The 23734-nt window shown below is 43.4% G+C and carries 20 protein-coding genes; 16 read left to right on the top strand and 4 right to left on the bottom strand.

The window, feature by feature from the left end; all coding sequences use genetic code 11:
• Positions 1-24 precede the first annotated feature (24 nt).
• From odhB to K5Q73_RS07210, 5 genes are all read left to right on the top strand, one after another.
• Entirely contained in the window at positions 25-1221 is a 1197-nt protein-coding gene (gene odhB / locus K5Q73_RS07230) for a 2-oxoglutarate dehydrogenase complex dihydrolipoyllysine-residue succinyltransferase (protein WP_220759372.1), read from the top strand.
• Between the two features lie 78 nt (positions 1222-1299).
• The gene (sucC, locus tag K5Q73_RS07225) at positions 1300-2466 is read left to right on the top strand and encodes an ADP-forming succinate--CoA ligase subunit beta (protein ID WP_220759371.1); all 1167 of its coding nucleotides are present in this window, start codon (positions 1300-1302) and stop codon (positions 2464-2466) included.
• Positions 2466-3338, top strand: a complete 873-nt coding sequence (gene sucD / locus K5Q73_RS07220) for a succinate--CoA ligase subunit alpha (protein ID WP_012155034.1) — start codon at positions 2466-2468, stop codon at positions 3336-3338. Before sucC ends, sucD begins: the two co-directional genes overlap by 1 nt.
• A 253-nt stretch (positions 3339-3591) precedes the next feature.
• Positions 3592-3900: a hypothetical protein gene (locus K5Q73_RS07215; protein WP_220759370.1), complete on the top strand. Its 309-nt coding sequence runs from the start codon at positions 3592-3594 to the stop codon at positions 3898-3900.
• A 255-nt stretch (positions 3901-4155) separates the two neighbouring features.
• Positions 4156-5082, top strand: coding sequence for an AEC family transporter (locus K5Q73_RS07210; RefSeq protein ID WP_220759369.1), 927 nt, complete (start codon positions 4156-4158; stop codon positions 5080-5082).
• Positions 5083-5089: 7 nt separating this feature from the next.
• On the opposite strand, the gene K5Q73_RS07205 is transcribed toward K5Q73_RS07210, so the two are convergent.
• Positions 5090-6742, bottom strand: coding sequence for an FMN-binding glutamate synthase family protein (locus tag K5Q73_RS07205; RefSeq protein ID WP_220759368.1), 1653 nt, complete (start codon positions 6740-6742; stop codon positions 5090-5092).
• Between the two features lie 152 nt (positions 6743-6894).
• Between K5Q73_RS07205 and K5Q73_RS07200 the strand changes: the two genes are divergently transcribed.
• Positions 6895-7395 carry a GNAT family N-acetyltransferase gene (locus K5Q73_RS07200; RefSeq protein WP_220759367.1) on the top strand — a complete coding sequence of 167 codons (501 nt, stop codon included), beginning with the start codon at positions 6895-6897 and terminating at the stop codon, positions 7393-7395.
• Positions 7396-7465: 70 nt separating this feature from the next.
• Here the strand turns inward: K5Q73_RS07200 and fur are convergent, their stop codons facing one another.
• Positions 7466-7897: a ferric iron uptake transcriptional regulator gene (fur, locus tag K5Q73_RS07195; RefSeq protein ID WP_220759366.1), complete on the bottom strand. Its 432-nt coding sequence runs from the start codon at positions 7895-7897 to the stop codon at positions 7466-7468.
• A 279-nt stretch (positions 7898-8176) separates the two neighbouring features.
• Here fur and cobB point away from each other — a divergent pair, with 279 nt between their 5' ends.
• Both cobB and K5Q73_RS07185 read left to right on the top strand, forming a co-directional pair.
• Positions 8177-8902: a Sir2 family NAD+-dependent deacetylase gene (cobB, locus tag K5Q73_RS07190; protein ID WP_220759365.1), complete on the top strand. Its 726-nt coding sequence runs from the start codon at positions 8177-8179 to the stop codon at positions 8900-8902.
• 62 nt (positions 8903-8964) lie between these two features.
• Positions 8965-9429 (top strand): AAA family ATPase, encoded by a 465-nt coding sequence (locus K5Q73_RS07185; RefSeq protein WP_220759364.1) that lies wholly within the window; start codon positions 8965-8967, stop codon positions 9427-9429.
• 174 nt (positions 9430-9603) lie between these two features.
• Here K5Q73_RS07185 and fusA read toward each other — a convergent pair whose 3' ends face one another.
• On the bottom strand, positions 9604-11688 hold the full coding sequence (gene fusA / locus K5Q73_RS07180; RefSeq protein ID WP_220759363.1) for an elongation factor G: 2085 nt from the start codon (positions 11686-11688) through the stop codon (positions 9604-9606).
• Between the two features lie 425 nt (positions 11689-12113).
• Complete coding sequence (bioA, locus tag K5Q73_RS07175; protein ID WP_220759362.1) at positions 12114-13454, bottom strand: adenosylmethionine--8-amino-7-oxononanoate transaminase; 1341 nt, start codon at positions 13452-13454, stop codon at positions 12114-12116.
• Positions 13455-13703: 249 nt separating this feature from the next.
• On the opposite strand from bioA, the gene bioB reads away from it, so the two are divergent.
• The 8 genes from bioB to cobA all read left to right on the top strand — a co-directional run bounded on the left by bioB (position 13704) and on the right by cobA (position 23719).
• A complete protein-coding gene (gene bioB / locus K5Q73_RS07170; RefSeq protein ID WP_220759361.1) occupies positions 13704-14756 on the top strand; it encodes a biotin synthase BioB in 1053 nt (350 codons plus the stop codon).
• Positions 14757-14992: 236 nt separating this feature from the next.
• Complete coding sequence (locus K5Q73_RS07165; protein WP_220759360.1) at positions 14993-16186, top strand: 8-amino-7-oxononanoate synthase; 1194 nt, start codon at positions 14993-14995, stop codon at positions 16184-16186.
• A 74-nt stretch (positions 16187-16260) separates the two neighbouring features.
• A complete protein-coding gene (locus K5Q73_RS07160; RefSeq protein ID WP_220759359.1) occupies positions 16261-17031 on the top strand; it encodes a methyltransferase domain-containing protein in 771 nt (256 codons plus the stop codon).
• A 27-nt stretch (positions 17032-17058) separates the two neighbouring features.
• Positions 17059-17724, top strand: coding sequence for a dethiobiotin synthase (bioD, locus tag K5Q73_RS07155; protein WP_220759358.1), 666 nt, complete (start codon positions 17059-17061; stop codon positions 17722-17724).
• Positions 17725-18048: 324 nt separating this feature from the next.
• On the top strand, positions 18049-18912 hold the full coding sequence (htpX, locus tag K5Q73_RS07150) for a protease HtpX (protein ID WP_220759357.1): 864 nt from the start codon (positions 18049-18051) through the stop codon (positions 18910-18912).
• A gap of 288 nt (positions 18913-19200) precedes the next feature.
• Positions 19201-19548 carry a cytochrome c3 family protein gene (locus tag K5Q73_RS07145; RefSeq protein ID WP_220759356.1) on the top strand — a complete coding sequence of 116 codons (348 nt, stop codon included), beginning with the start codon at positions 19201-19203 and terminating at the stop codon, positions 19546-19548.
• A 315-nt stretch (positions 19549-19863) separates the two neighbouring features.
• Complete coding sequence (locus tag K5Q73_RS07140; RefSeq protein ID WP_220759355.1) at positions 19864-22785, top strand: molybdopterin-dependent oxidoreductase; 2922 nt, start codon at positions 19864-19866, stop codon at positions 22783-22785.
• Positions 22760-23719 carry a uroporphyrinogen-III C-methyltransferase gene (gene cobA, locus K5Q73_RS07135; RefSeq protein WP_220759354.1) on the top strand — a complete coding sequence of 320 codons (960 nt, stop codon included), beginning with the start codon at positions 22760-22762 and terminating at the stop codon, positions 23717-23719. Before K5Q73_RS07140 ends, cobA begins: the two co-directional genes overlap by 26 nt.
• Positions 23720-23734: the final 15 nt, after the last annotated feature.

Genomic DNA, 23734 nt, shown 5'->3' with positions numbered 1-23734 from the left:
CATTTATAAAAAGGATCGTAATCCATGAGTATCGAAATTAAGGTACCCGTACTGCCAGAATCAGTTGCAGATGCAACCATTGCTACTTGGCATGTTCAAGCTGGCGAGCAAGTTTCTCGTGATCAAATCCTTGTTGATATTGAAACTGATAAAGTCGTACTTGAAGTTGTTGCCCCTGAAGATGGTCAGATCTCGGCATTCTTAGCCGAAGAAGGTGACACTGTTCTTGGCGAAGCTGTGATTGCAAGCTTTGTTGCTGGCGCAGTAGCGGGTCAAGAAGTCACTAAAGCACAAGCTGAAGCCGTAGCGCCAGCAGGCGAAACTGCAGATGAGTCAAATGATGCACTGAGCCCATCAGTTCGTCGTCTAATTGCAGAGCATAACGTTGATGCTAATGCAGTTAAAGGCACAGGCGTTGGTGGTCGTATCACTAAAGAAGACGTTGAAGCGTTTGTTAAGAACAAACCTGCAGCTGCGCCTGCAAGTGCTTCAGCGCCAGCAGCAGTAGCACCACTTGCTGAACGTAGCGAAAAGCGCGTACCAATGACGCGTCTTCGTAAGACGATTGCTAACCGCTTGCTTGAAGCGAAAAACTCTACGGCCATGCTAACAACGTTTAACGAAGTTAACATGAAGCCAATCATGGATATTCGTAAGCAATATCAAGAGGTTTTCGAGAAGCGCCATGGTATTCGCCTAGGTTTCATGTCTTTCTACGTGAAAGCGGTTACCGAAGCACTTAAGCGCTTCCCTGAAGTGAACGCGTCAATCGACGGTGATGATATTGTTTACCATAACTACTTTGATGTGAGTATCGCAGTATCAACTCCGCGCGGTTTGGTAACACCAGTACTACGTGATACCGACAAAATGAGCCTTGCCGATATCGAGCGTAATGTTCGTGAATTAGCCATTAAAGGCCGTGACGGTAAGTTAACCGTTGAAGATATGACTGGCGGTAACTTCACCGTGACTAACGGTGGTGTTTTTGGCTCATTGATGTCAACGCCAATCTTGAATTTGCCACAAAGCGCGATTTTAGGCATGCATGCCATAAAAGATCGCCCTATGGCAGTTAATGGTCAGGTTGAAATCCTGCCTATGATGTACCTCGCACTTTCTTACGATCACCGTATTGTAGATGGACGTGAATCAGTTGGTTACTTGGTTGCTATTAAAGACTTCCTTGAAGATCCAACTCGTCTGCTTCTTGACCTTTAAGTCAAGACAGACAATACCCTAGTTGCAGGCCTATTTGGGCCTGCTGAAATACATAAGAAGTATAATGGATAGATCATCATGAATTTGCATGAATATCAGGCAAAAGCCCTATTTGCCGAATATGGTTTACCAGTGTCAGAAGGTTTTGCATGTGATACTGCCCAAGAAGCAGTTGAAGCAGCAGGACATATTGGCGGTGATATGTGGGTTGTTAAGTGTCAAGTACACGCTGGCGGCCGTGGTAAAGCAGGTGGCGTTAAAGTCACAGGCGATAAAGAAGAGATCAGAGCATTTGCTGAACATTGGTTAGGTAAGAACCTTGTTACTTATCAAACTGATGAGAAAGGTCAGCCAGTTGCTAAAATTTTAGTAGAAAGCTGTACTGATATCGCAAATGAATTGTACCTTGGTGCAGTAGTTGACCGTGCAACACGTCGCGTTGTATTTATGGCATCTACTGAAGGTGGCGTGGAAATTGAAACTGTGGCTGAAGAAACGCCAGAGTTGATCCACAAAGCAATCATCGATCCGCTTACTGGCCCTCAACCATACCAGGCTCGTGATCTTGGCTTTAAGTTGGGTCTTAACCCGACTCAAATGAAGCAGTTCACTAAAGTCTTTATGGGCTTAGCGAAAATGTTCGAAGATCATGATTTCGCGCTACTTGAAATCAACCCACTTGTTATCACTGACGAAGGCAACATCCACTGTCTTGATGGCAAGATTGGTATTGATGGCAACGCTTTGTTCCGTCAACCAAAAATTCGTGAAATGCACGATCCATCACAAGATGATGCACGTGAAGCTCACGCAGCTAAGTTCGAGCTTAACTATGTTGCACTAGACGGAAACGTTGGCTGCATGGTTAACGGTGCGGGCCTTGCTATGGGTACGATGGATATCGTAAACCTACACGGTGGCAAGCCAGCTAACTTCCTCGACGTAGGCGGCGGAGCAACAAAAGAGCGTGTAGCTGAAGCATTCAAGATCATCTTGTCTGATTCAAACGTGAAGGCTGTTCTTGTGAACATCTTTGGCGGTATCGTTCGTTGTGACATGATTGCTGAAGGCATCATTGGCGCAGTTAAAGAAGTCGGTGTACAAGTACCTGTAGTTGTTCGTTTAGAAGGTACTAACGCTGATCTAGGTCGTGAAGTTCTAGCTAACTCTGATCTAGATATTATCGCTGCTACAAGTCTAACTGACGCGGCTGAGCAAGTTGTTAAAGCTGCGGAGGGCAAATAATGTCTGTATTAATTAACAAAGATACCAAAGTTATCTGTCAGGGTTTCACTGGCGGTCAAGGTACGTTCCACTCTGAGCAAGCTATCGCTTACGGCACAAAGATGGTTGGTGGTGTTTCTCCAGGAAAAGGTGGTCAAATTCACCTAGGTCTTCCAGTATTTAATACTGTTAAAGACGCGGTAGAAGTGACTGGCGCAACAGCTTCAGTTATCTACGTACCAGCACCTTTCTGTAAAGATGCAATCCTTGAAGCAATCGACGGTGGCATCGAGCTAATCGTTTGTATTACAGAAGGGATCCCAACGCTAGATATGCTACAAGTTAAAGTTAAGCTTGAAGAAACTGGCGTTCGCATGATTGGTCCAAACTGCCCAGGTGTTATCACTCCGGGTGAATGTAAGATTGGTATCATGCCTGGTCACATCCACAAGCCTGGTAAAGTCGGTATTGTTTCTCGCTCTGGTACATTAACGTACGAAGCGGTTAAGCAAACTACAGACGAAGGTTTCGGCCAATCAACTTGTGTTGGTATTGGTGGTGACCCAATTCCTGGTACTAACTTCATCGACGTTTTGGAAATGTTCCAAAACGATCCGCTAACTGAAGCAATCGTAATGATTGGTGAAATTGGTGGTACAGCTGAAGAGGAAGCCGCTGAATACATCAAGGCTAACGTAACTAAGCCAGTTGTTTCATACATTGCTGGTGTTACTGCACCTGAAGGCAAGCGTATGGGCCATGCTGGTGCAATTATCGCTGGTGGTAAAGGTACGGCAGAAGATAAGTTTGCAGCGCTAGAAGCTGCAGGCGTAACGACTGTTCGTTCACTTGCTGATATCGGTAAGGCATTACGCACTAAAACTGGCTGGTAATTCCAAGCTTGTTTCAAAAAGGCGCTTATAGCGCCTTTTTTATTGGTTAAAAAAAGTTGTTTTGTACGGATGTGATGCAAGGCATAAGTCTAGTTTTGAAGTTTTGGAGATCTATTTTTAGAGTTTAATGTGGTGTTATTTTATTTCCCTAGACCATTTGGCGATAAAAAGAGCATATTGGGTCAAAAAAATGGCGGACTGTTAACAATCTGTTATACCTAATTTATCTATAGGGAACTTGTAGGTATTTTTTATGTCTATGGTCAGTGCAAAGGAGTTTTCCGATTGGTTAAGGTTGAGATTCGGGAGTCTTAAAGAGGGGGTTTCCCTTACGCGAAGTGACATTAACCAGTTAACGGGTCGGCAAAATTTTTCTTCTGACTTTGTTAATGATATTCATTTTGAGCTAATGCGTCACGGCTTAGCGTTCGTCACAGATACGTCAAGAGAGCAGTTTTACCTAGTGCCAATCAACAAGCAGTCTTGGCGTGAGCAGTTGGAACAGCAATTCGAAAAAGAAATTTTCTGCAATATTATACCGCTAAATATCTCTAATAAGTAAGGCTTCGACTGGAGGTCTATCTAGCCGGTACGTCTTTGTGAGCCTTTAAGCTTTCAATTCAGAGTGAGTCTAGTGGAGTGCTTTTCTCCACCAGGTTTTTCTCATGCTCATGTGCTTTGCCTGACGCTTGGTTGTTTTATTGGCTAAGCCGACGCACCTGTTGTTAACAAACCCTTTTCATATTCTGCTATTATGCCAGCCTTTAAATGAGTGCATTCGATTTTTAATTTGCCGAAGAGCAAGGGCTTTACCTTCATGTCGACGATTTCGATTATTTTTCCGTTACTGTTTATGGCAAGTTTAGGATACCTATTAACAGCCAAGGGACCATTTACAAAAGAGCATATTGCAGGTATTAGTCTCTTTACATTTTATATCAGTATTCCCGCTTTTTTGTTTATCAATATGTACCAAGCCGACTTGCGAACCAGTTTTGATATCGCGGTTTTAAGCAGTTTCTACCTGCCGGTGATTGCGGTTTTTGGTTTAAGTGCAGGGTTCTATTACTGGTTAACCCCTAAGGATGCAGACAGGAAAGGTAAAAGTGCCGTTTACGCATTAGGTTGTAGTTACTCTAATACAATATTGGTTGGTTTGCCGGTTATTGTGGGCGCATTAGGCCAGCAGATGATGGGTAAGGTGTTCGCTGTTATTACCTTTCATAGTGCTTTATTGTTTTCATTAACCTTTATTTTTAGTAAGAAGCTGAATAATGATGGGGCAGGTGCTTGGAAGTTTAGTAAAGGCATCATATTCAACCCAATTGTATTGAGTATCTCTGCAGGTCTCATTTTAAACTTATTTGAGTTTCCCTTAGATATTAATTTATTCAATAGCTTACACTTACTCAGTGAGCCAGCTCTTAGCTGTGCTCTGTTTGTACTCGGGGCAAATTTATCATTTTATAAGATTGCTAAAGATTGGCATTTAGCATTGATAGCATCTGCGGTTAAGTTACTACTTTTGCCCTTGTGTGTGTACGGTGTTGGCCGATTTGTATTTTCTGTCGAGGGAGATCCGTTAGTATTGTTGGTGTTGCTCAGTGCTTCACCTTTGGGGGTAAATGCCTATCTGGTTGCTATGCAGGTACAAGCTCAGCAAGTTGTTATAGCCAGTACCGTAGTGATGTCTACGGTACTGTCAGTGTTTACAATGAGTTTGTGGCTTACCTTGTTGGCTTGATTTGTTCTTATGTGGGCTTATGGGTTCGTGAAAGCTCTGCTGGGCTGAGTATGTAGGTATCTTCAGAATAGAAGTCTTCAGTCTGAGCCATGTGCCACCAATTGTTCCAAGGTCCAGCAAGTTCATTTTCGTTGAGCAAATCGTTCACTTTAAGCGGTTCGATTAAACTGCCAACAGACATCAGCAAGCCATAAGGAGTGCGACGTTTAAGCATATGAGGTTGAAGCTTATCCGGGCTATCGAGTCCCATGCTACCAACTAGTTCAAAGAAACTATTGAGGGTATTTTTGTGGTAGTTTTTAACTCGCTCACTTTTTTCGCTAACATTGATTGCTTTACTCCTTGCTGGATCTTGAGTGGCGATACCCGTTGGGCACATATTGGTGTTGCAGTGTCTTGACTGTATACAGCCTAGTGACATCATCATAGTTCTGGCCGCATTCACTGTATCGGCACCCATTGCTATTTTGGCCAGTAGGTCGAAACTGGATGCTGTTTTTCCCGATGCGATAATGCGAATATTATCTCTTAGTCCTGCGCCAACTAAGGCGTTATGGACGAAATATACCGCTTCTAAGCACATCATGCCTAAGCGGTTAGTAAACTCAACAGGTGCAGCTCCTGTCCCTCCCTCTGCGCCATCAACAGTTATAAAGTCTGGGGTGATCCCTGTTTCAATCATAGCTTTACATAGCCCGAGGAATTCGACAGGGTTACCGACGCAAAGTTTAAAACCGACGGGCTTACCTTCGCTGAGATCTCTTAACTTCTTAACGAAATTTAGCAAGTCTTTAGGAGTTGTACACTCTGGGTTAACGGCAGGTGAGACACAGTCTCTGTCTTTTGGTATATGACGAATAGCTGCAATTTCATCGGTTATTTTAGCTTTAGGTAGTACGCCGCCATGGCCAGGTTTTGCACCTTGACTTAGCTTTATCTCTATCATTTTTATTTGAGGGCGTGTTGCCATAGCGCGAAAGCTCTCGGGGTTAAAGTTGCCTTTTTCATCACGACAACCAAAAAGGCCCGAACCTATTTGCCATACAATATCGCCTTGGTGCTTTAAATGATAAGGGCTCACTCCGCCTTCACCTGTATTGTGATAACAACCCGCTTTTAGTGCGCCAAGGTTGAGGGATTCTATAGCGTTGCTACTGAGTGAGCCGAAACTCATTGCTGAAATATTAAAATATGAAGCTTGATAAGGCTTTAAGCAGTCAGGTCCGCCGATTAGTACTCGCTTGGCCGTTTCTTGGATCTCTTTAGGGTGTAGTGACTGCCAGAGGCTTAGATAGTTATCTTCTAACAGATCTCGTTGGGTACCAAAGGCGATGGTGTCTCTTACATTTTTTGCTCTTTGATAGACGAGTGAGCGTTGTTCTCGATTAAATGGCGTCTCTTCAGTGTCATTGGCGATAAAGTATTGCTGAATTTCGACACGGTAAGACTCCAAAAAATATCTCAGGTAGGCTACAACCGGATAGAGGCGATTAAGAGTATGTGGGCTATGGAATATATCGAAATAGCCAATAACGGTGTAGAAAAGGGTAAACATCAGTACTAAGCTTGGGAACAGGCCAGTATTATTGAGCATGTAATTGATGGCGATTAGGTTTCCTAAGGTTGCAATAACCCAATAGACCTTCTGCATAATAGTCATAAAGCATTCCTTTGTTGCTGACTTCACTGCGGTATCAACTCATTGAACGCTATCGGCGACGTTTAAGCAAACATGTTTTAATACTTTCTAAACTAAACAAAATACGCGTATATTAGTGGAGTTATTAGGAAGGGGAATAAAAGGAGTTAAATGTGATTATTACCGAGACTGACAGGCTGATCTTGCGTCATTTCGAGCCTAAAGATATCAGAGCTATCTTTTTGTTGAACAGTATTCCTGAGGTCTTAACTTTTATTCCAGGCGAGCCAATGACGTCAATAGCCCAGGCTGAGCAGATCTTTGAAAATGTCATCAGCAAAAGTTATCAAGAAAGAGGCTATGGTCGATGGGCTGTAGAGCATAAAGCCGACGGTGAAGTGATTGGTTTTTGTGGGCCGACATTTATTACAGAGTTTAATGAAGTTGAGCTGGGTTACCGATATTTACCTCAATATTGGGGACAGGGCATAGGTTGTGAGGCTGGGTTAGCTGCACTCGAGCGTTTTAAAGATTACGATATTAATGAGGCAATCGCGCTAATTTTGCTTGGTAATAAAGGCTCGGAAGGCGTTGCACGTAAAATCGGTATGCATGAACGAAATCGTGCCAAGTTTATGGGCCATAAAGTGAATGTATTCCATAAGGTGCTGTAGGCACATAAACGCGAAGTAATAGATACAAAAAAACCAGCCTTAGCTGGTTTTTTTATGGCAGCGAATGCTGTTAAGCAACGCCGTGGTCACACTCATCGTTAGTGCAAACACCATACAGATATAAACTGTGATTTGTCAGTTTAATGTTGTGCTTCATAGCTATCTCATCTTGACGACGTTCAATCATTTCATCTGAAAACTCGATGACTTTGCCACAAGACAAACAAACTAGGTGGTCATGGTGATGCTGTGTTGCAAGTTCAAAAACGGCTTTGCCGCTCTCAAAATGATGACGAGTCACAATGCCCGCATCATCGAATTGGTTAAGAACACGATATACGGTTGCTAGACCAATCTCTTCCCCCAAGTCGAGTAATTTCTTATAGAGATCCTCAGCACTGATGTGTTGATTTTCCGGCGCTTGCATCAATTCTAAAATTTTGACTCGTGGTAAGGTCACTTTCAAACCCGCTTTCTTTAGTGCTTGATTTCCATCTGTCATTATTGGTCTCTTGATTGCAGAACGATTAGCTATAAGTTAATCAGTTCATTTGTGGGGATTGTATCCATTATATGTGTACAAGTTGAAAACTTAAACCTTTGATCTTGCAATAAAGCATCTTAAGTAAATAAAAGCCATTAACTAGATATAAAACAAGCAATTTAAGCATACATTTTGTATTGTTATTGCCCATTTATACTAACGCCTAATGTCATGTTCGCCTATAAGAAGGCAAAATAATTATTGAGATAAATAAAAGACAAATAAAAAGGACAGTTGATGTACCAGCAGATTGTAATTTTGACCGGGGCAGGGATCTCAGCAGAATCTGGGTTACGTACTTTTAGAGATCAAGACGGGCTGTGGGAGGAGCATAAAATCGAAGAGGTTGCGACTCCTGAAGGTTATGCCAGTAACCCTTTATTGGTTGAGCGTTTCTATAACGACCGTTGGAAGCAGTTTCATAATGGGTCAATTGAACCCAACGCAGGCCATGTTGCATTGGCGAAACTTGAACAAGAGTTTGATGGCAAGCTGTTGGTTGTTACTCAAAACATTGATGACTTACATGAAAGAGCAGGCTCTAGACGTTTGTTGCATATGCATGGTGAATTATCAAAAGGCCGTTGCCCACGTTCTCAGCAAACTTTTATTCTAAGAGAAGCTTTTGGACCGGAACATACTTGTACATGCTGTATCCCAGCACAAAGATTAAGGCCTCATGTTGTGTGGTTTGGAGAAATGCCTTTCGGTCTCGATAGAATTCAGCATGCGCTGGATACTTGCGATCTGTTTATTGCTATAGGAACATCAGGAACTGTTTATCCTGCAGCAGGTTTTGTCGATACTGCAAATCATCACGGTGCTCAAACCGTAGAAGTCAATTTGATGCCTGCGGATCGCCACAGCCAGTTTCAATATCATTTAGAGGGAAGGGCTAGCGAAGTCGTTCCAAAACTTGTTGATGATATTCTTAACGGCAAAATCGTCAATAATATAGGGTAATGGCTTAGGGTCGTAATAGTGACTGACCTTCTTAACAACGAGTTGTCATAGGGGATAAATAGATGAAACACGAGTCTAATTACAATGGTACGGCCATTATCATGCGTGGCTTACCAGGTAGTGGGAAGAGTTACTGGGTAGAGGAATTCGTCAATGCTTTACCAAGAAGTGATAGTGACCACGAGCAATTTAAGGTTTGTTCAACTGATGAGTTTTTCTATCAAGATGGAAAGTACTCGTTTAATGCGAAAGACTTATCTAAGTTCCACCAGTTAAACTTAACGCGGTTTATTCATGCAATAGCAAATAAAATCCCCTTGGTTATTTGTGACAATACCAACATGGCGCAATGGGAATTTGAGGATTATTGTGCTGCAGCAAAGGCAGAAGGCTATTTCGTACAGATCCAGCAGATAGGTGAGCCAAAAGATAAACAGCATCAGCTGCTATGTGCGGATAGAAATAAACATCGCGTACCATTAAAAAGCATTATCAGGATGGCCAATATTTTTGAGCCCCACGCCTGAACAGAGTGACTTTCATACTTACTGATTGGCATTACTCTCTTTTACAGAGTCGCTAGCAACCTTGGTTTCTCTTATTTTTTACGAGGAAAAAGGTAATAAAAAAGCCTATAGATTTGCATCTATAGGCTTTTTGTTAAAGCTTAAAACTCTAAAGAGTCATAACTAAATTAATAGTTACTTCTTAGCGTTTCTTTCTTTAACGTCAGCGATAACTTTCTCAGAAACACTGTTTGGACACTGGCTGTAGTGAGCGAATTCCATAGAGAATTGGCCACGACCAGAAGTCATAGTACGTAGTGAACCGATGTAACCGAACATTTCTGAAAGCGGTACGTCAGCCTTAATACGAACACCAGTAACACCAGCGTTTTGGTCTTTGATCATACCACGACGACGGTTAAGGTCACCAATTACGTCACCAACGTTGTCATCTGGGCTGAATACGTCAACGTTCATGATAGGCTCAAGAAGTTGTGCGCCAGCTTTTGGCATAGATTGACGGAATGCGCCTTTAGCTGCGATTTCGAACGCGATAGCTGACGAGTCAACTGCGTGGAAAGCACCATCTTTAAGTTCGAATTCAACGTCTAACACAGGGAAACCAGCAACAGTACCGGTGTTCATCATGCTAGCGAAACCTTTCTCAACTGCTGGCCAGAATTCCTTAGGAACGTTACCACCAACAACAGAAGATTTGAACGTTAGGCCAGTGTTAGCTTCACCTGGACGGATAACGTAGTCGATCTTACCGAACTGACCAGAACCACCAGATTGCTTCTTGTGCGTGTAGCTATCTTCGATTTCACGAGTAATAGTTTCACGGTATGCAACTTGAGGCTCACCTACAATTAGCTCAACGCCGTATGTACGCTTAAGGATGTCTACCTTAATGTCTAGGTGAAGCTCACCCATACCTTTAAGGATAGTTTCACCTGAGTCTTCGTCAGTTTCTACGCGGAAAGATGGATCTTCTGCAATCATTTTACCGATAGCGATACCCATTTTCTCAGAACCGCCTTTATCTTTTGGCGCTACTGCGATAGAGATAACTGGCTCTGGGAATACCATTGCTTCAAGAGTACAAGGGTGCTTAACATCACATAGAGTGTGACCAGTTTGCACGTTCTTCATACCAACGATCGCGATGATGTCACCAGCTTGTGCGTAATCAAGTTCGTTACGCTCATCAGCTTGCATTTCACACATACGGCCGATACGTTCAGTCTTACCAGTTGCACTGTTAAGAATCGTGTCGCCTTTACGTAGCTGACCTGAGTAGATACGTACGAATGTTAGTGCACCGAAACGGTCATCCATGATTTTGAATGCTAGTGCTTTTAGTGGCTCGTCGATAGAAACTAGAGCAACTTCACCAGTCTCGTTACCTTCTTCGTCAGTAAGAGGTTGTGGATCAACTTCAACTGGGTTTGGTAGGTAATCAACAACAGCGTCAAGAAGAAGCTGCATACCTTTGTTCTTGAAAGCAGAACCACAGTATGTTGGGAAGAAAGTCATGTCACGAGTACCGGCACGGATACAACGCTTAATGTCTTCCATAGATGGCTCTTCGCCTTCCATGTAAGATTCCATTAGGTCGTCGTCCATCTCAACAGCTGTCTCGATTAGCATTTCACGGTATTCTTCAACTTGGTCAACCATGTCAGCAGGAACGTCAGTTACTGTGTAGTTTTCTGCTTCGCCAGTATCATCCCAAACGTATGCTTTACGAGTTAGTAGGTCAACAACACCACTGAACTCATCTTCAATACCGATAGGAAGAACCATAACTAGTGGGTTAGCAGCTAGTACGTCTTTAGTTTGCTTAACAACGCGTAGGAAGTCAGCACCCATACGGTCTAACTTGTTTACGAAAATGATACGTGCAACTTCAGATTCGTTAGCATAACGCCAGTTAGTTTCTGATTGTGGTTCAACACCACCAGAACCACAGAATACACCGATACCGCCATCAAGAACTTTAAGAGAACGGTAAACTTCTACTGTAAAGTCAACGTGACCAGGGGTGTCGATAACGTTGAAACGGTGATCTTTCCAGAAACAACTAACAGCAGCAGACTGAATGGTAATACCACGCTCAGCTTCCTGTTCCATGAAGTCAGTTGTTGATTCGCCGTCATGCACTTCACCTAGCTTATGGATTTTACCAGTAAGCTTTAGGATACGCTCAGTTGTAGTAGTTTTACCCGCGTCAACGTGAGCAAAGATACCAATGTTTCTGTACTTTGATAAATCAGTCATTTTTCTACTCTATTGGAGTTACGTTCTAAAATTCCGCGCAAGTATAGCAATACTTTTCAATTTATTTTATCGATTTTTATCATTCAGGGCTAAATTAAACGAAATATCATAAAAAAATCACATTTTATAGCCAAATCTAAGGTGGGGAGTTAACCGACAGACCTAGATACGCTCTAGGGTTAGACATTTCTGGTATAAATTTCCACCTAGTGCAGCGCTGCATATTTAATTTTCAGTGGTTTGTGGCACAGAACAAAGGATACCGTCTAACGAACTGACATAGAGAGTAGGCAAAGAGTAAAGCGAGTAATAACGTGAATGGGGATTGAGTGGTGAAGAATAGCTGTCCGACCTCGGCAAGTTTTAGCGACAATGGGCCGGACAGAGAAATAAAGTACAGTGCAAAAAACAGATGCCTTTACTAATTAACCATGACTGATAAAAGCACTGTTATCATCGGGTAAGTTGATCTGTTTTGCCACAGTTTTCATCGCGTTAGTTAATTTACTTAACTGCGAAGAACTTATGCAATAGGGTGGCATGATATAGATAAGATTGGAAAAAGGTCTTATCCAAACACCTAAATCGACAAACTGTTGCTGTAATTCGGCTGTATTGAGGGTCGCATTCATCTCAAGTACGCCAACGCTGCCTAATATACGAACATCAGTTACATTTGGGTAATCTATCGCTTCGGTTAATTCCTGCTTGAGCTGAGATTCAATGGCGTTAACCTGACCTTGCCAATGATTTTCTTGAAGCAGCTCTAAACTGGCAATTGCCGCAGAGCATGCGAGTGGGTTACCCATAAAGGTCGGACCATGCATAAAGACACCGGCTGGCGAATCACTCACCCCTTGGGCAACTTCGTTACTACATAAGGTCGCGGCCAAGGAGATATAGCCTCCTGTTAATGCTTTACCTAGGCATAAAATATCTGCCTCAATCCCGCTGTGTTCATAGGCGAATAGCTTGCCTGTGCGGCCAAAGCCAGTGGCGATTTCATCGAGAATAAGCAGTACGTCATATTTATCACAAAGCTTACGTAGCGAAGCTAAGTATTCCGGGTGGTAGAAACGCATCCCGCCAGCGCCTTGCATAATAGGTTCAACGAGCAATGCAGCGATCTGATGGTGATTATCTTCAAATAGGTTGGAAATCTCGCTGAGTTCTGTTGGGTCAAAGTCACCATCGAAACAAGATTGTGGGGCGGGGGCAAATAACTGTTTAGTGACCAGTTCACCAAACATGGTGTGCATGCCGCCTTCAGGATCGCATACACTCATGGCTGCAAAAGTATCACCATGGTAGCCATTCTTAATGGTCAGTATTTTTTGTTTATTAGGTTTAGCCTTACCTTGCCAATATTGCAGCGCCATTTTCATCGCCACTTCAACCGCAATCGATCCCGAGTCGGCTAAAAAAACTTTAGTCAATTTGGGGCTTGTCATTTCGATAAGTAGACGTGCAAGTTCAACCGCTGGGCGATGAGTAATTCCGCCAAACATCACATGACTCAATTGTGCTGTCTGTTGCTGCATGGCTGCAACGATTTTTGGATGACTATAACCATGAACACAAGCCCACCATGAACTGGTACCGTCAACGAGCTTTGTCCCGTCTTCTAATTGAAGTTCAACACCTTCGGCAGATACAACACCATAGGCAGGAAGCGCATTGGCCATTGAAGTGTAGGGGTGCCATAGATGGTCTCTATCAAATTGAAGATCGATACCTGCTGTATTAGATTGATTCTCTTTGCTCATATATTGACCGCTAGTAAACCTTTTGATTCATGTTACGTTGACAGGTTACGGCTTGCAGGTATCCTAAGCAAGATAAATATTTGCTAAACCGCTTAGCTGAATATGGTTAATCCTCTGTTTTTAAATGGATTTACCAAGCAGGTTATGAAGGTGCCAAGCTGGTTTTACATCTGGGTTGTTAACCCGCTTTGTGACAGCGTGATAAAAATAGCATTTTTAGATAAATGTGTGAGTTAAGAAGGGAACAAGATGTCTGACGTACAGCTAAGAAATAACTGGAAGCGGGAAGAAATAGAAGCCTTATTTGCACTGCCGATGAACGATCTTCTATTTCAGGCGCATAGCATTCATCGCCAAGAGTTTGATCCTAACGAAGTTCAGATCAGTCGCTTACTGTCGATTAAAACCGGAGCTTGTCCTGAAGACTGTAAATATTGTCCGCAAAGTGCGCGCTATGATACCGGTCTTGAAAAAGAGCGGTTGCTTGCGATGGAAACCGTATTGACCGAAGCGCGTAGTGCAAAAGCGGCAGGAGCATCACGTTTTTGCATGGGAGCCGCTTGGCGCAACCCTAAAGAACGTGACATGCCGTATCTGAAAACCATGGTTGAAGAAGTTAAAGCGCTAGGTATGGAAACCTGCATGACCTTAGGTATGTTGTCAGCCGACCAAGCCAATACGCTAGCAGACGCGGGCTTAGATTATTACAACCATAACTTAGATACTTCGCCTGAATATTACGGTGATGTTATCACTACTCGCACCTACCAGAGTCGCCTTGATACCTTAACGAACGTACGAGCTTCTGGCATGAAAGTTTGCTCGGGTGGTATAGTTGGAATGGGCGAGAAAGCGACTGATAGAGCGGGGCTCATTCAGCAACTAGCTAATTTAGAACAACATCCAGATTCAGTACCTATTAATATGTTGGTGAAAGTCGAAGGTACGCCATTCGAAAAGCTTGATGACCTTGATCCATTAGAGTTTGTGCGCACCATCGCGGTTGCACGAATTACTATGCCTAAATCTCGAGTTCGATTATCAGCGGGCCGTGAAAATATGACAGAAGAGCTGCAAGCAATGTGCTTTTTTGCTGGTGCGAATTCAATTTTTTATGGTTGTAAGCTGCTGACGACTCCAAACCCTGAAGAAAATGATGATATGGCGTTATTTAAAAAGTTAGGCTTACATCCTGAGCAAGGTGTTGCAGCAACGAAAGAACAAGATGAAGCCATGCTCGCTAAAGCAGCCGCTCAACAAGACAAAAAAGAATCTGCTTTTTATGATGCGGGTGCACTGTAAAATTGCATCAATTGCTTTCGGAACAGTAATACAACTAAATAGTTTATATAAACAACGGTATTAGACCGTTATAAACGAACTAAAATAAAGCCAACATTAATGAACTATAGAGTGCCCTCCAAGTTTATCATCTCGTGCAAGGTGTTCTCATGTGATGATAAACGGGTACAAGACAGACTTGCTTGAAATTGAAGCGGGTTTCTTAGGTAATTCAATTTTTAAATCGAGCAAGCTTAATGTCAGAAACTTCCGTTAACCATCCAGTCAAAGAGTCATTGAGCGCGCGAGTAGTGACAAAAAACCGCTCGTTAGATGAGCAAGGGCTGTTAAGACAGCGAATTAACCTTGTTTTAGATCCTAGTCAGTCAAATTACTTCGAAGTCGATGCGCTTCCTTATGTTAATTTTAGTAGTAATGACTATTTGGGGTTATCTACTTCTGCGATTATCGCTGACGCCCTATATCAAGGGGCAAAAGATTACGGGGTGGGCAGTACTGCATCGCCACTAGTTGTGGGCTACACGCAAGCACATCTGCAACTTGAGCAGGCTTTATGTGAGGCAACAGGCCATGAAGCTGCGCTGTTGTTTTGTTCCGGTTTTAGCGCTAACACGGCACTGATGAAGACGCTTTTTAACGAAAGCGATATCGTGCTAGCCGATAAGTTTATCCATGCTTCAGTTATTGATGGCGTTCAAGGTAGCGGCGCTAAACTTAAGCGATTTGCACATAACGACATTAATAGCGCCAAAATAGATTTTGAGCGCTTTAACCCTAGCGCTTTAATTACCGAGAGCGTGTTCAGCATGGATGGCGATGTTGCACCACTAGCTGAACTTTCAGCACTTTGTCAGCAGAATAACAGCTGGCTAATCGTAGATGATGCTCATGGTTTTGGTGTCATAGGTGAGAATGGTTTAGGGGCTTCTAATTTATCCGCTGAGATAAAAATTGATGTGCAATTGGTGACTTTCGGTAAAGCTATGGGTGGCCAAGGCGCGGCTATTCTAGGCAGCCAAGACTTGGTTGACTTCTTAGTGGCTAACGCCCGCCAATATATCTATTCCACGGCCTTATCACCCGCGAGTGCAGCGGCGGCATATGCGGCGATAAACATGATAAGAGAGCAGCCTCAATTACGTGAAAAACTCACCGAGAATATTTCGTGTTTTAGAGAGGCCTGTGCAGCCAATGGAATTGAGTTGACTGAGTCTCAAACCGCTATTCAACCTATTATGCTCGGAGGCTCGGCAAAGACGATGGCGGTCGCTAAAAGGTTAAAAGAACATGGATTTTGGCTTGGAGCCATTAGGCCGCCGACCGTCGCTAAGGATAGTGCAAGACTAAGACTAACGTTAAATGCTAACCATTGTCAGCGAGATATTTTAGCTTTAGTGGATGTGTTGGCGACGATATTAAACGATGACTAATGTGAGTGAGTCTCAACTTTAATCATTTTTAAACTTAAACTATCAACGTAATTAATCGTTTAGGATCCAATGCAGTGAATACAGGATCAGATAAGCTTAGCCGAGAGGTTGCAGAGCGTTTCTCGGCAGCCGCAGAACATTATCACAGCTATGATGTACTGCAACAGCAGACGGCTAAGCATTTGCTAGCACAGATGACGCCAGGTGCTCATTTGCTCGATATTGGAGCAGGGCCGGGTACGGAGTTTTGCCAGTTTGAAGGCGTCAAGCAAGTGTACTGTCTCGATATTGCAGATGGCATGCTTAAAACACTGAGCGGTCACTTTCCCACCCATGCGCCCATCTGTGGTGATGCTCAACACCTCCCTATTGCTGACGGTGTTATAGACAGTATCTACTCGAATGTCGCCTTACAATGGTGTCAAGATCTGCCGCAAGCCGTAAGAGAAGCAAATAGAGTGCTCACCCAAGGTGGTGAGTTCAATATGAGCATAGTCACAAAAGATAGCTTAAAGCAGTTAGTTGGGCTGGGCTTGAAGGTGAATAGTTTTATCGATGAACAGGAGCTGCTCGCTTGCTTTAACCACGACAATTGGCAGCTTGAACTATGTGAAACCCTAGACGTCACGGTTTACTTTAGTGACTTGAAGGCATTGCTACTGTCGATAAAAGGCGTTGGTGCATCAATTGTTAAGCAACAACAGAGTACTAATCAGCCTCAAGTCACATTGAGAGGACGTAAAGATTGGCAAGCTTTGCAGCTTAAGGCAGAGTTGAATCGAGCCCCAGAGGGCCTACCTTTAACTTATAACATTAGCTTTATAAAGGCGCGTAAGAAACGTTAAACGCAGCTGAGTCAGCTTGGAGTAGACATGACATTTTTTGTAACGGGTACAGATACCGACTGTGGTAAGACGTTGATCTCTTCTGCATTGTTAACAGCCGCTAAAGGCGAGACTGTGGGCTTTAAGCCAATAGCTTCAGGTTGTGAACAAACCGATAATGGCCTTAGAAATAGCGATGCACTTGCATTGATGGCGGCATCGACGATTAAACTGCCTTACGAGGATATCAATCCTTTTGCTTTTGAGCCGGCGATTGCACCGCACTTAGCTGCGGCCGAGAAAGGTATACACTTGGCGCCTAATCGTATAGAAGCCCTGTTAAAAATGGCTGAATATGTGGGAGCGGATTTTTGCTTAATTGAAGGTGCTGGTGGATGGCGCTTACCGCTAGGAGAAGGGTATTTCCTTTCAGAGGTGGTCCAGTCGATGCAGTTACCGGTAATTTTAGTTGTTGGCATGAAACTGGGCTGTTTGAACCATGCATTATTAACGGCTGAAGCGATAAAAGCTGATGGTTTGAATATTGTTGGTTGGGTAGCAAATCAAGTCGACCCTGAGATGGATTATTCAGAGCAGAATTTAGAAACCTTAAAAGCTTTAATGCCAGCGCCTTGTTTAGGTTATGTACCATACCTTGCAGAGGCAACAGCTGAAGCTGCAGCTAGCCATTTAGATTTAACATTACTAGCCTAACGATATTCGCTTTAATATAAGCAGTTTTGTTCGATAAAAGTCAGCCTAATTCAACGGGATATTTCCTGAGAGAATTAGGCTTATCTTTTTGTTAACAAAGATTAATCCCATCTCAATATTATTCTCATCTTTTGCGTAATAAATTAATCTTGTTTTAATGAAATAGCCCTAGACTCACATCACTTGGTATAAAGTGGAGCTGGAGTGTCTATTATTAAAGCAATGATAGAAAATTTTCTACCTATCCCCTTGAATTCTTGTTTTTTGGACATATTATGTCTCCAAGAGTGTATATCAGGTACTTTGTATCCTACAGGAGCTTAAATGAAGCGTATATTTTTACTGATTGCTACTAACATGGCGATCTTATTGGTGGCATCAATCGTGATGTCAATTTTAGGGGTTAACACCTCGACTATGGGCGGCTTACTTGTGTTCGCTGCAATATTTGGTTTCGGTGGTGCATTTATTAGCTTGGCAATCTCAAAATGGATGGCTAAGAAAACCATGGGTTGTGAGGTGATCACCACGCCACGTGATAATACAGAGCGTTGGTTAGTTGAGACGGTTGCCCGTCAAGCGCAGCAAGCCGGTATTAAGATGCCAGAAGTTGCTATTTACCAATCGCCAGAGCTGAACGCATTCGCAACGGGTCCAAGCAAAGACAATTCATTAGTCGCTGTGAGTAGTGGTTTACTGTATGGCATGAACCAAGATGAGATTGAAGCGGTTCTAGCCCACGAAGTCAGTCACGTTGCCAACGGTGATATGGTAACACTGACCCTTATTCAAGGTGTAGTGAACACATTCGTAATCTTCGCAGCTCGCGTTGTCGCAGGTATTATCAATAACTTTGTTGCAAGTAATGACGAAGAGGGCGAAGGCCTAGGTATGTTCGCCTACATGGCAGTCGTGTTCGTGTTGGATATGCTGTTTGGTATCTTAGCTTCGATGATCGTTGCTTACTTCTCACGTATTCGCGAATACAGAGCCGATGAAGGCGCAGCAAAACTTGCTGGTAAAGAGAAGATGATCGCGGCACTTGACAGATTGCGCCAAGGTCCAGAAACAGGCGCTATGCCAGCATCTATGTCTGCATTGGGTATTAACGGTAAAAAATCTATGGCGGAATTGATGATGAGTCACCCACCATTAGAAAAGCGTATTGCAGCATTAAGAGCGAGTTAATCAGCACTTACTAAATAAAGCGGTTCGGAGCTAAATGCGTCGAATCGCTTTTTTTATGCTCAAAATCAAAGGAATAAATACACGACCTCATCCTATTCTCAGGCGTAATTTGACTGAGCGCACGTTTTGGTGACAGGCACAATGATATGATCTTTCAGCTAAATTAGTTGCGGATTAGTTAATGCTTAGCTAAATTAACCTAAGTCGTGCTAAAAAATATTGTTTGCAAGATGAAAACCACCTGACATATAGGTTTTCACTATGCAAACATCAAATGAGGATACAATTGTGAGCAATAAACTATTAAGTGCAATCTTTGGTGCGGCTTTCGCAGCACTTGCTTTATCACCAGCAGCTTTCGCCGAAGGCCAAGAGCTAGCAGAAATGCATGCTGAAATGGATGGCTGTGAAGCATGTCACGCTGATGGCGAACCATCTGCTGATGGTGAGTATGAATTCCAGCAGTGCCAATCTTGCCATGGTACATTGGCAGAAATGGACGCCGTTCACCAACCACATGATGGCATGCTAATGTGTGCAGACTGTCATGCTCCGCATGAAATGAACGTAGGTGATAAGCCTACTTGTGATAGCTGTCATGATGACGGCCGTACTGCAGAGTCAGTACTTAAGTAATTTGAGTTAACTCAAACGACTAAAATGAGCCAGCCGACGCGCTGGCTTTTTTGTGTTCGAATATACCAGCTCTGGATAAAAATTAAGCATTAAGCATTAAGCATTCCGTATTAGTTTTTAGCGATAAATTCCCTGCCTGTTCATCCTATTCTTAAGCAACACTTTGCTAGATGAGAGTGCAAATAATTGCACTCCATTTGGGCAGTCTCATATCTCCCCCTCTTGACTGATTACTATAAGTCATTTTAATACAATGGCTTATCATTTGGCTTAGTATTTGCTTTATGACATCTATGGAAATTAATAGGGACAATTATGTCTGAATGTAGAACGACTTGTGCTTATTGTGGAGTAGGTTGTGGTGTACAAATAACGACTGATGATAGCGGTAATGGCCAGATGAGATTAACGGGCGATCTGGCACATACGGCTAACCGAGGTGAGTTGTGCGCTAAAGGCTTGAGCTTGCTTGAAGGGATTAATTTACCAAATAAGCTCTTATATCCACGGGTTAGAAGTAGCGATCCCGAGGCATATAACAGAGTAAGTTGGCCGGCTGCGATAGAAGAGATCAGCAAAAAAATTGCAGAAGTTATTGAAAAATATGGTCCAGATTCTGTCGCATTTTATCTATCAGGTCAGTTGCTTACAGAAGACTATTATATTGCGAATAAGCTAGCAAAAGGCTTTATTGGTACTGCGAATATTGATACCAACTCCCGTCTATGTATGTCATCGGCAGTGAGCGCTCATATACGGGCATTTGGCGAAGATGTTGTGCCTGGCTGTTACCAAGATTTTGAACTCGCTGATGTAGTGGTGTTGGTGGGAGCGAATACTGCGTGGACCCATCCTGTGTTATTTAAACGCATACTCGCAGCGCAAAAGCTCAATGGTACTAAGTTAGTGGTTGTCGATCCTAGGCAAACAGCAACGGCATCCTATGCGGATCTTCATTTACAGTTGAAACCGGGCTCTGATCTTGCGCTGTTTAATGGTTTGTTTTGTTATTTGGCTGACTCATGTCGCGCGGAACAAGCATTTATTGCCGAGCATACCCAAGGCTTTGAAACGACACTAAGCCAAATAAGTGGCGATGCCAGCTTAGCTAAAACCGTTGAAAAGACCGGGTTAAAAGAAAGTCAGCTAATTGAATTTTATTCTTTTTACCATAACTCTAAGCCAGATTCATTGCAGCCTAATGCCGATGTCAATTCAACCAAGTCTGCTAAGCCAAAAGTGGTGACAGCGAGTGGGCAAGGGGTAAATCAGTCGATTATTGGCACAGACACAAGTAACGCCATTATTAATTGCCATTTGGCCATAGGCGATATTGGTAAGCCAGGTTGTGGGCCGTTTTCTTTAACGGGGCAGCCAAACGCAATGGGCGGGCGTGAAGTGGGCGGAATGGCGACGCAGCTTGCCGCACATATGGGCTTTTCTACCGCTGAAAAACAGCTGTTGCAAACGTTTTGGCAAGCGCCAACTATGGCACAGAGAAAAGGCCATACAGCCACAGAACTTTTTGCCAAAATAGCCCAAGGGGAGATAAGAGCTGTATGGATCTTAGGAACAAATCCATTGGTTTCTCTACCCAATAGTACTGAGGTCAAAAAGGCGCTTAAGAGCTGTGATGTGGTGGTAGTGTCAGATGTTACCGCTGACACTGATACCGCCCAGTGTGCAGATATTTTACTGCCCGCACAGGGCTGGTCTGAAAAGTCGGGCACAGTGACAAATAGCGAGCGCACGATTAGCCGTCAGCGAGGCTTTATTAAGCCTCAAGGTGATGCAATGCCAGATTGGTGGGCGCTATGTGAAGTCGCAAAGGCGCTTGGTTTTAACCAAGGCTTTAACTTTGAGGGCAGTGAACAGATCTTTATTGAATTCGCCAAGTTAACGGCACAAGTGTCGGCTGGCTTTAAAGGCAAAAAGTTTGATCTTGCAGGGTTGCAGCAGCTAACAAAATCGGAGTATGACAACCTTAAGCCGACTCAGTGGCCGTTAATCAGCCCATCGCAAATAGGTCAGAAAAATCAACGCTTATACGCAGATGGTGTTTTTTCTACTGCAGACGGTAAAGCGAATTTTGTGCCACCACATTTGACAGCACCTCGCTCTAGTGAGCAACAAACTACATCAGGTATTTGGCTTAACTCCGGTCGCCATAGAGACCAATGGCACAGCATGACAAGAACCGGTCACATTGCGAGCTTAACGGCAAGCCACTATCAGCCAGAGCTTTTTCTAAATCAATTAACGATAGATAAATACCAATTAACAGAAGGCGGTTTCGCGAAGCTATCTTCATTGATGACTGTCGAGACAATGTTAGCGAGGGTCGTTGTAGATGAGTCAATGCAAGATGAGAGTGGCTTTATCTCAATGCATTGGTCGCGGCAATATAATCGCTGTGGCGGTGTGAATCATCTGCTGCAAAGTGTTTGTGATCCGCACTCGCTACAACCCGGTTTTAAACATCAAAAAGTGCAGGTTGCGCCTTTTAGGGTTGCACTAAATGGCATTGAATGGGGCCAGTCCTGTATTAATCCAAACACACTTTGTTGGCAAGTTACGCAAACACTGGTTGACGGCAAATGTAACCATTTTGCGGCAGAGCTCCCTTGGCTCGAGGTTATTGGCTCGGCGAAACATAAAGAGCCAGTCGTTAATAACCTTCCACAAAGCTCGAAAACTCAACCGTCAAAAAGTTTAAGTTGGCTATTTATGTCCCATCAGATCCACTGCACCATCGCAGAGGACAAACTCGTTGGACTGTGTATTACTTATGATGATGAAGTTCAAATTGATGTTAATGCTGCGCAGCATTTATTAGGTGATGTATTTGAGCAAAATGGAATTAACTCATTACATCAATTGCTTATAAATGGCAGTAGTCCTGTTGTGTGTGCTTGCACAGGTGTTACTCAAAAAAGTATCTCGGACACGATGCAGCGGTATATCGAACAGAGCGATGACATTGACCCCAGTACTGCACATCAGCAAAAACCGTTAAATCAACACTATCAGCAAGCACTGGTGGCAGACGTGCAATCGAGGCTGAAATGCAGCTCAGTTTGCGGTAGCTGTCTTAACCAAGTTAACGACATTGCCTGTCGGGTGCTGTCTGAGAATTCAGTGTTAGCAACCCAAAGCGATTTTGAAACGCAAATGGCTGTTGATCCACAAATCAAAAAGAAGAGGTGGTGTAATGCAGAAAAAACAGCTTGTCTCTGAAAAAGTCAAAACTGCAGTTAACACTCTTAGAGTTTGTCGTAATATTGCTCAGTTCAATGATTGTTCCTTGTCGCAGTTAAGACGAGATAGGACGGTTAACGCACCCGATAAGGAACAGTATCTAACGGTAAAAATTGTGGGGGCTGGTTGTGGTGACATTGATTTACTGACCATAAAAGCGGCGCAAGCAATTATGGATGCAGACGAAGTGGTGTATGACAATTTAGTGAGCCAAGATATTTTGAGTTTAGTCAGTGATAGTTGCGGCCTGCATTACATGGGAAAACGCTGTAATCAGAAGAGTAGCTCACAGACCGATATCAATAACAAACTTTATCAACTGGCATTGATGGGCTCTAAAGTAGTGCGGTTAAAAGGTGGCGATCCTAATGTTTTTGGCCGAGGCAGCGAAGAAGCCCTTTTTCTAGCAAAACATGGCGTTAAAAGTGAGTTTATTGCCGGGATTACCGCCGCCTTGGGCTGTGCATCCAGTGCTGCAATTCCGCTGACTCACAGAGCTGTGGCCCGTAGCGTTACGTTTGTTACGGGCAGAACCTGTGATGATTCGGCCCAGCATTGGCGACACTTGTTAGCTGCGCAGAGCACTTTAGTCTTTTATATGGGGAAAGAAAAAGCGGCTGAGATAGCAAGCCATTTGCTTAAGGCTGGCGTAAAACCGAATGTGCCTGTGGCATTTATTAGCGATGGTGCACGATTGGAACAGTCAGTATGTTATTGCCGGATCTCTGAAATGCAGCGTGCTGCCGAGAAGATGGTTCACAAAGGGCCGACCTTGATCATCATTGGTGATGTGGTGAATGTTAGCCGAGAACTTGCTGATGCATTTTGCGAGATCAAGCATTCAACTGCTAAATGCCCAGCGATTCAACATTCGGCTAAGCCAGCAGATCCAGCTGTGTGTGCCTATGTATAATAATACAATGCGAGC

It is taken from the genome of Shewanella sp. MBTL60-112-B2 (assembly GCF_019655055.1).
Classification (GTDB): Bacteria; Pseudomonadota; Gammaproteobacteria; order Enterobacterales; family Shewanellaceae; genus Shewanella.
Note: the sequence above shows the minus strand (reverse complement) of the source record. Positions and strands in the feature narration are given on the sequence as shown.

Excerpts from the sequence above, each read along its gene's own strand:
- fusA (WP_220759363.1), bottom strand. The coding sequence starts at position 11,688 with ATGACTGATTTATCAAAGTACAGAAACATTGGTATCTTTGCTCACGTT.
- K5Q73_RS07140 (WP_220759355.1), top strand. The coding sequence starts at position 19,864 with ATGTCTGAATGTAGAACGACTTGTGCTTATTGTGGAGTAGGTTGTGGT.
- odhB (WP_220759372.1), top strand. The coding sequence starts at position 25 with ATGAGTATCGAAATTAAGGTACCCGTACTGCCAGAATCAGTTGCAGAT.
- bioA (WP_220759362.1), bottom strand. The coding sequence starts at position 13,454 with ATGAGCAAAGAGAATCAATCTAATACAGCAGGTATCGATCTTCAATTT.
- cobA (WP_220759354.1), top strand. The coding sequence starts at position 22,760 with ATGCAGAAAAAACAGCTTGTCTCTGAAAAAGTCAAAACTGCAGTTAAC.
- K5Q73_RS07205 (WP_220759368.1), bottom strand. The coding sequence starts at position 6,742 with ATGACTATTATGCAGAAGGTCTATTGGGTTATTGCAACCTTAGGAAAC.
- cobB (WP_220759365.1), top strand. The coding sequence starts at position 8,177 with ATGTACCAGCAGATTGTAATTTTGACCGGGGCAGGGATCTCAGCAGAA.
- K5Q73_RS07185 (WP_220759364.1), top strand. The coding sequence starts at position 8,965 with ATGAAACACGAGTCTAATTACAATGGTACGGCCATTATCATGCGTGGC.
- sucD (WP_012155034.1), top strand. The coding sequence starts at position 2,466 with ATGTCTGTATTAATTAACAAAGATACCAAAGTTATCTGTCAGGGTTTC.
- bioD (WP_220759358.1), top strand. The coding sequence starts at position 17,059 with ATGACATTTTTTGTAACGGGTACAGATACCGACTGTGGTAAGACGTTG.
- bioB (WP_220759361.1), top strand. The coding sequence starts at position 13,704 with ATGTCTGACGTACAGCTAAGAAATAACTGGAAGCGGGAAGAAATAGAA.
- K5Q73_RS07210 (WP_220759369.1), top strand. The coding sequence starts at position 4,156 with ATGTCGACGATTTCGATTATTTTTCCGTTACTGTTTATGGCAAGTTTA.
- htpX (WP_220759357.1), top strand. The coding sequence starts at position 18,049 with ATGAAGCGTATATTTTTACTGATTGCTACTAACATGGCGATCTTATTG.
- K5Q73_RS07215 (WP_220759370.1), top strand. The coding sequence starts at position 3,592 with ATGTCTATGGTCAGTGCAAAGGAGTTTTCCGATTGGTTAAGGTTGAGA.
- fur (WP_220759366.1), bottom strand. The coding sequence starts at position 7,897 with ATGACAGATGGAAATCAAGCACTAAAGAAAGCGGGTTTGAAAGTGACC.
- K5Q73_RS07165 (WP_220759360.1), top strand. The coding sequence starts at position 14,993 with ATGTCAGAAACTTCCGTTAACCATCCAGTCAAAGAGTCATTGAGCGCG.
- sucC (WP_220759371.1), top strand. The coding sequence starts at position 1,300 with ATGAATTTGCATGAATATCAGGCAAAAGCCCTATTTGCCGAATATGGT.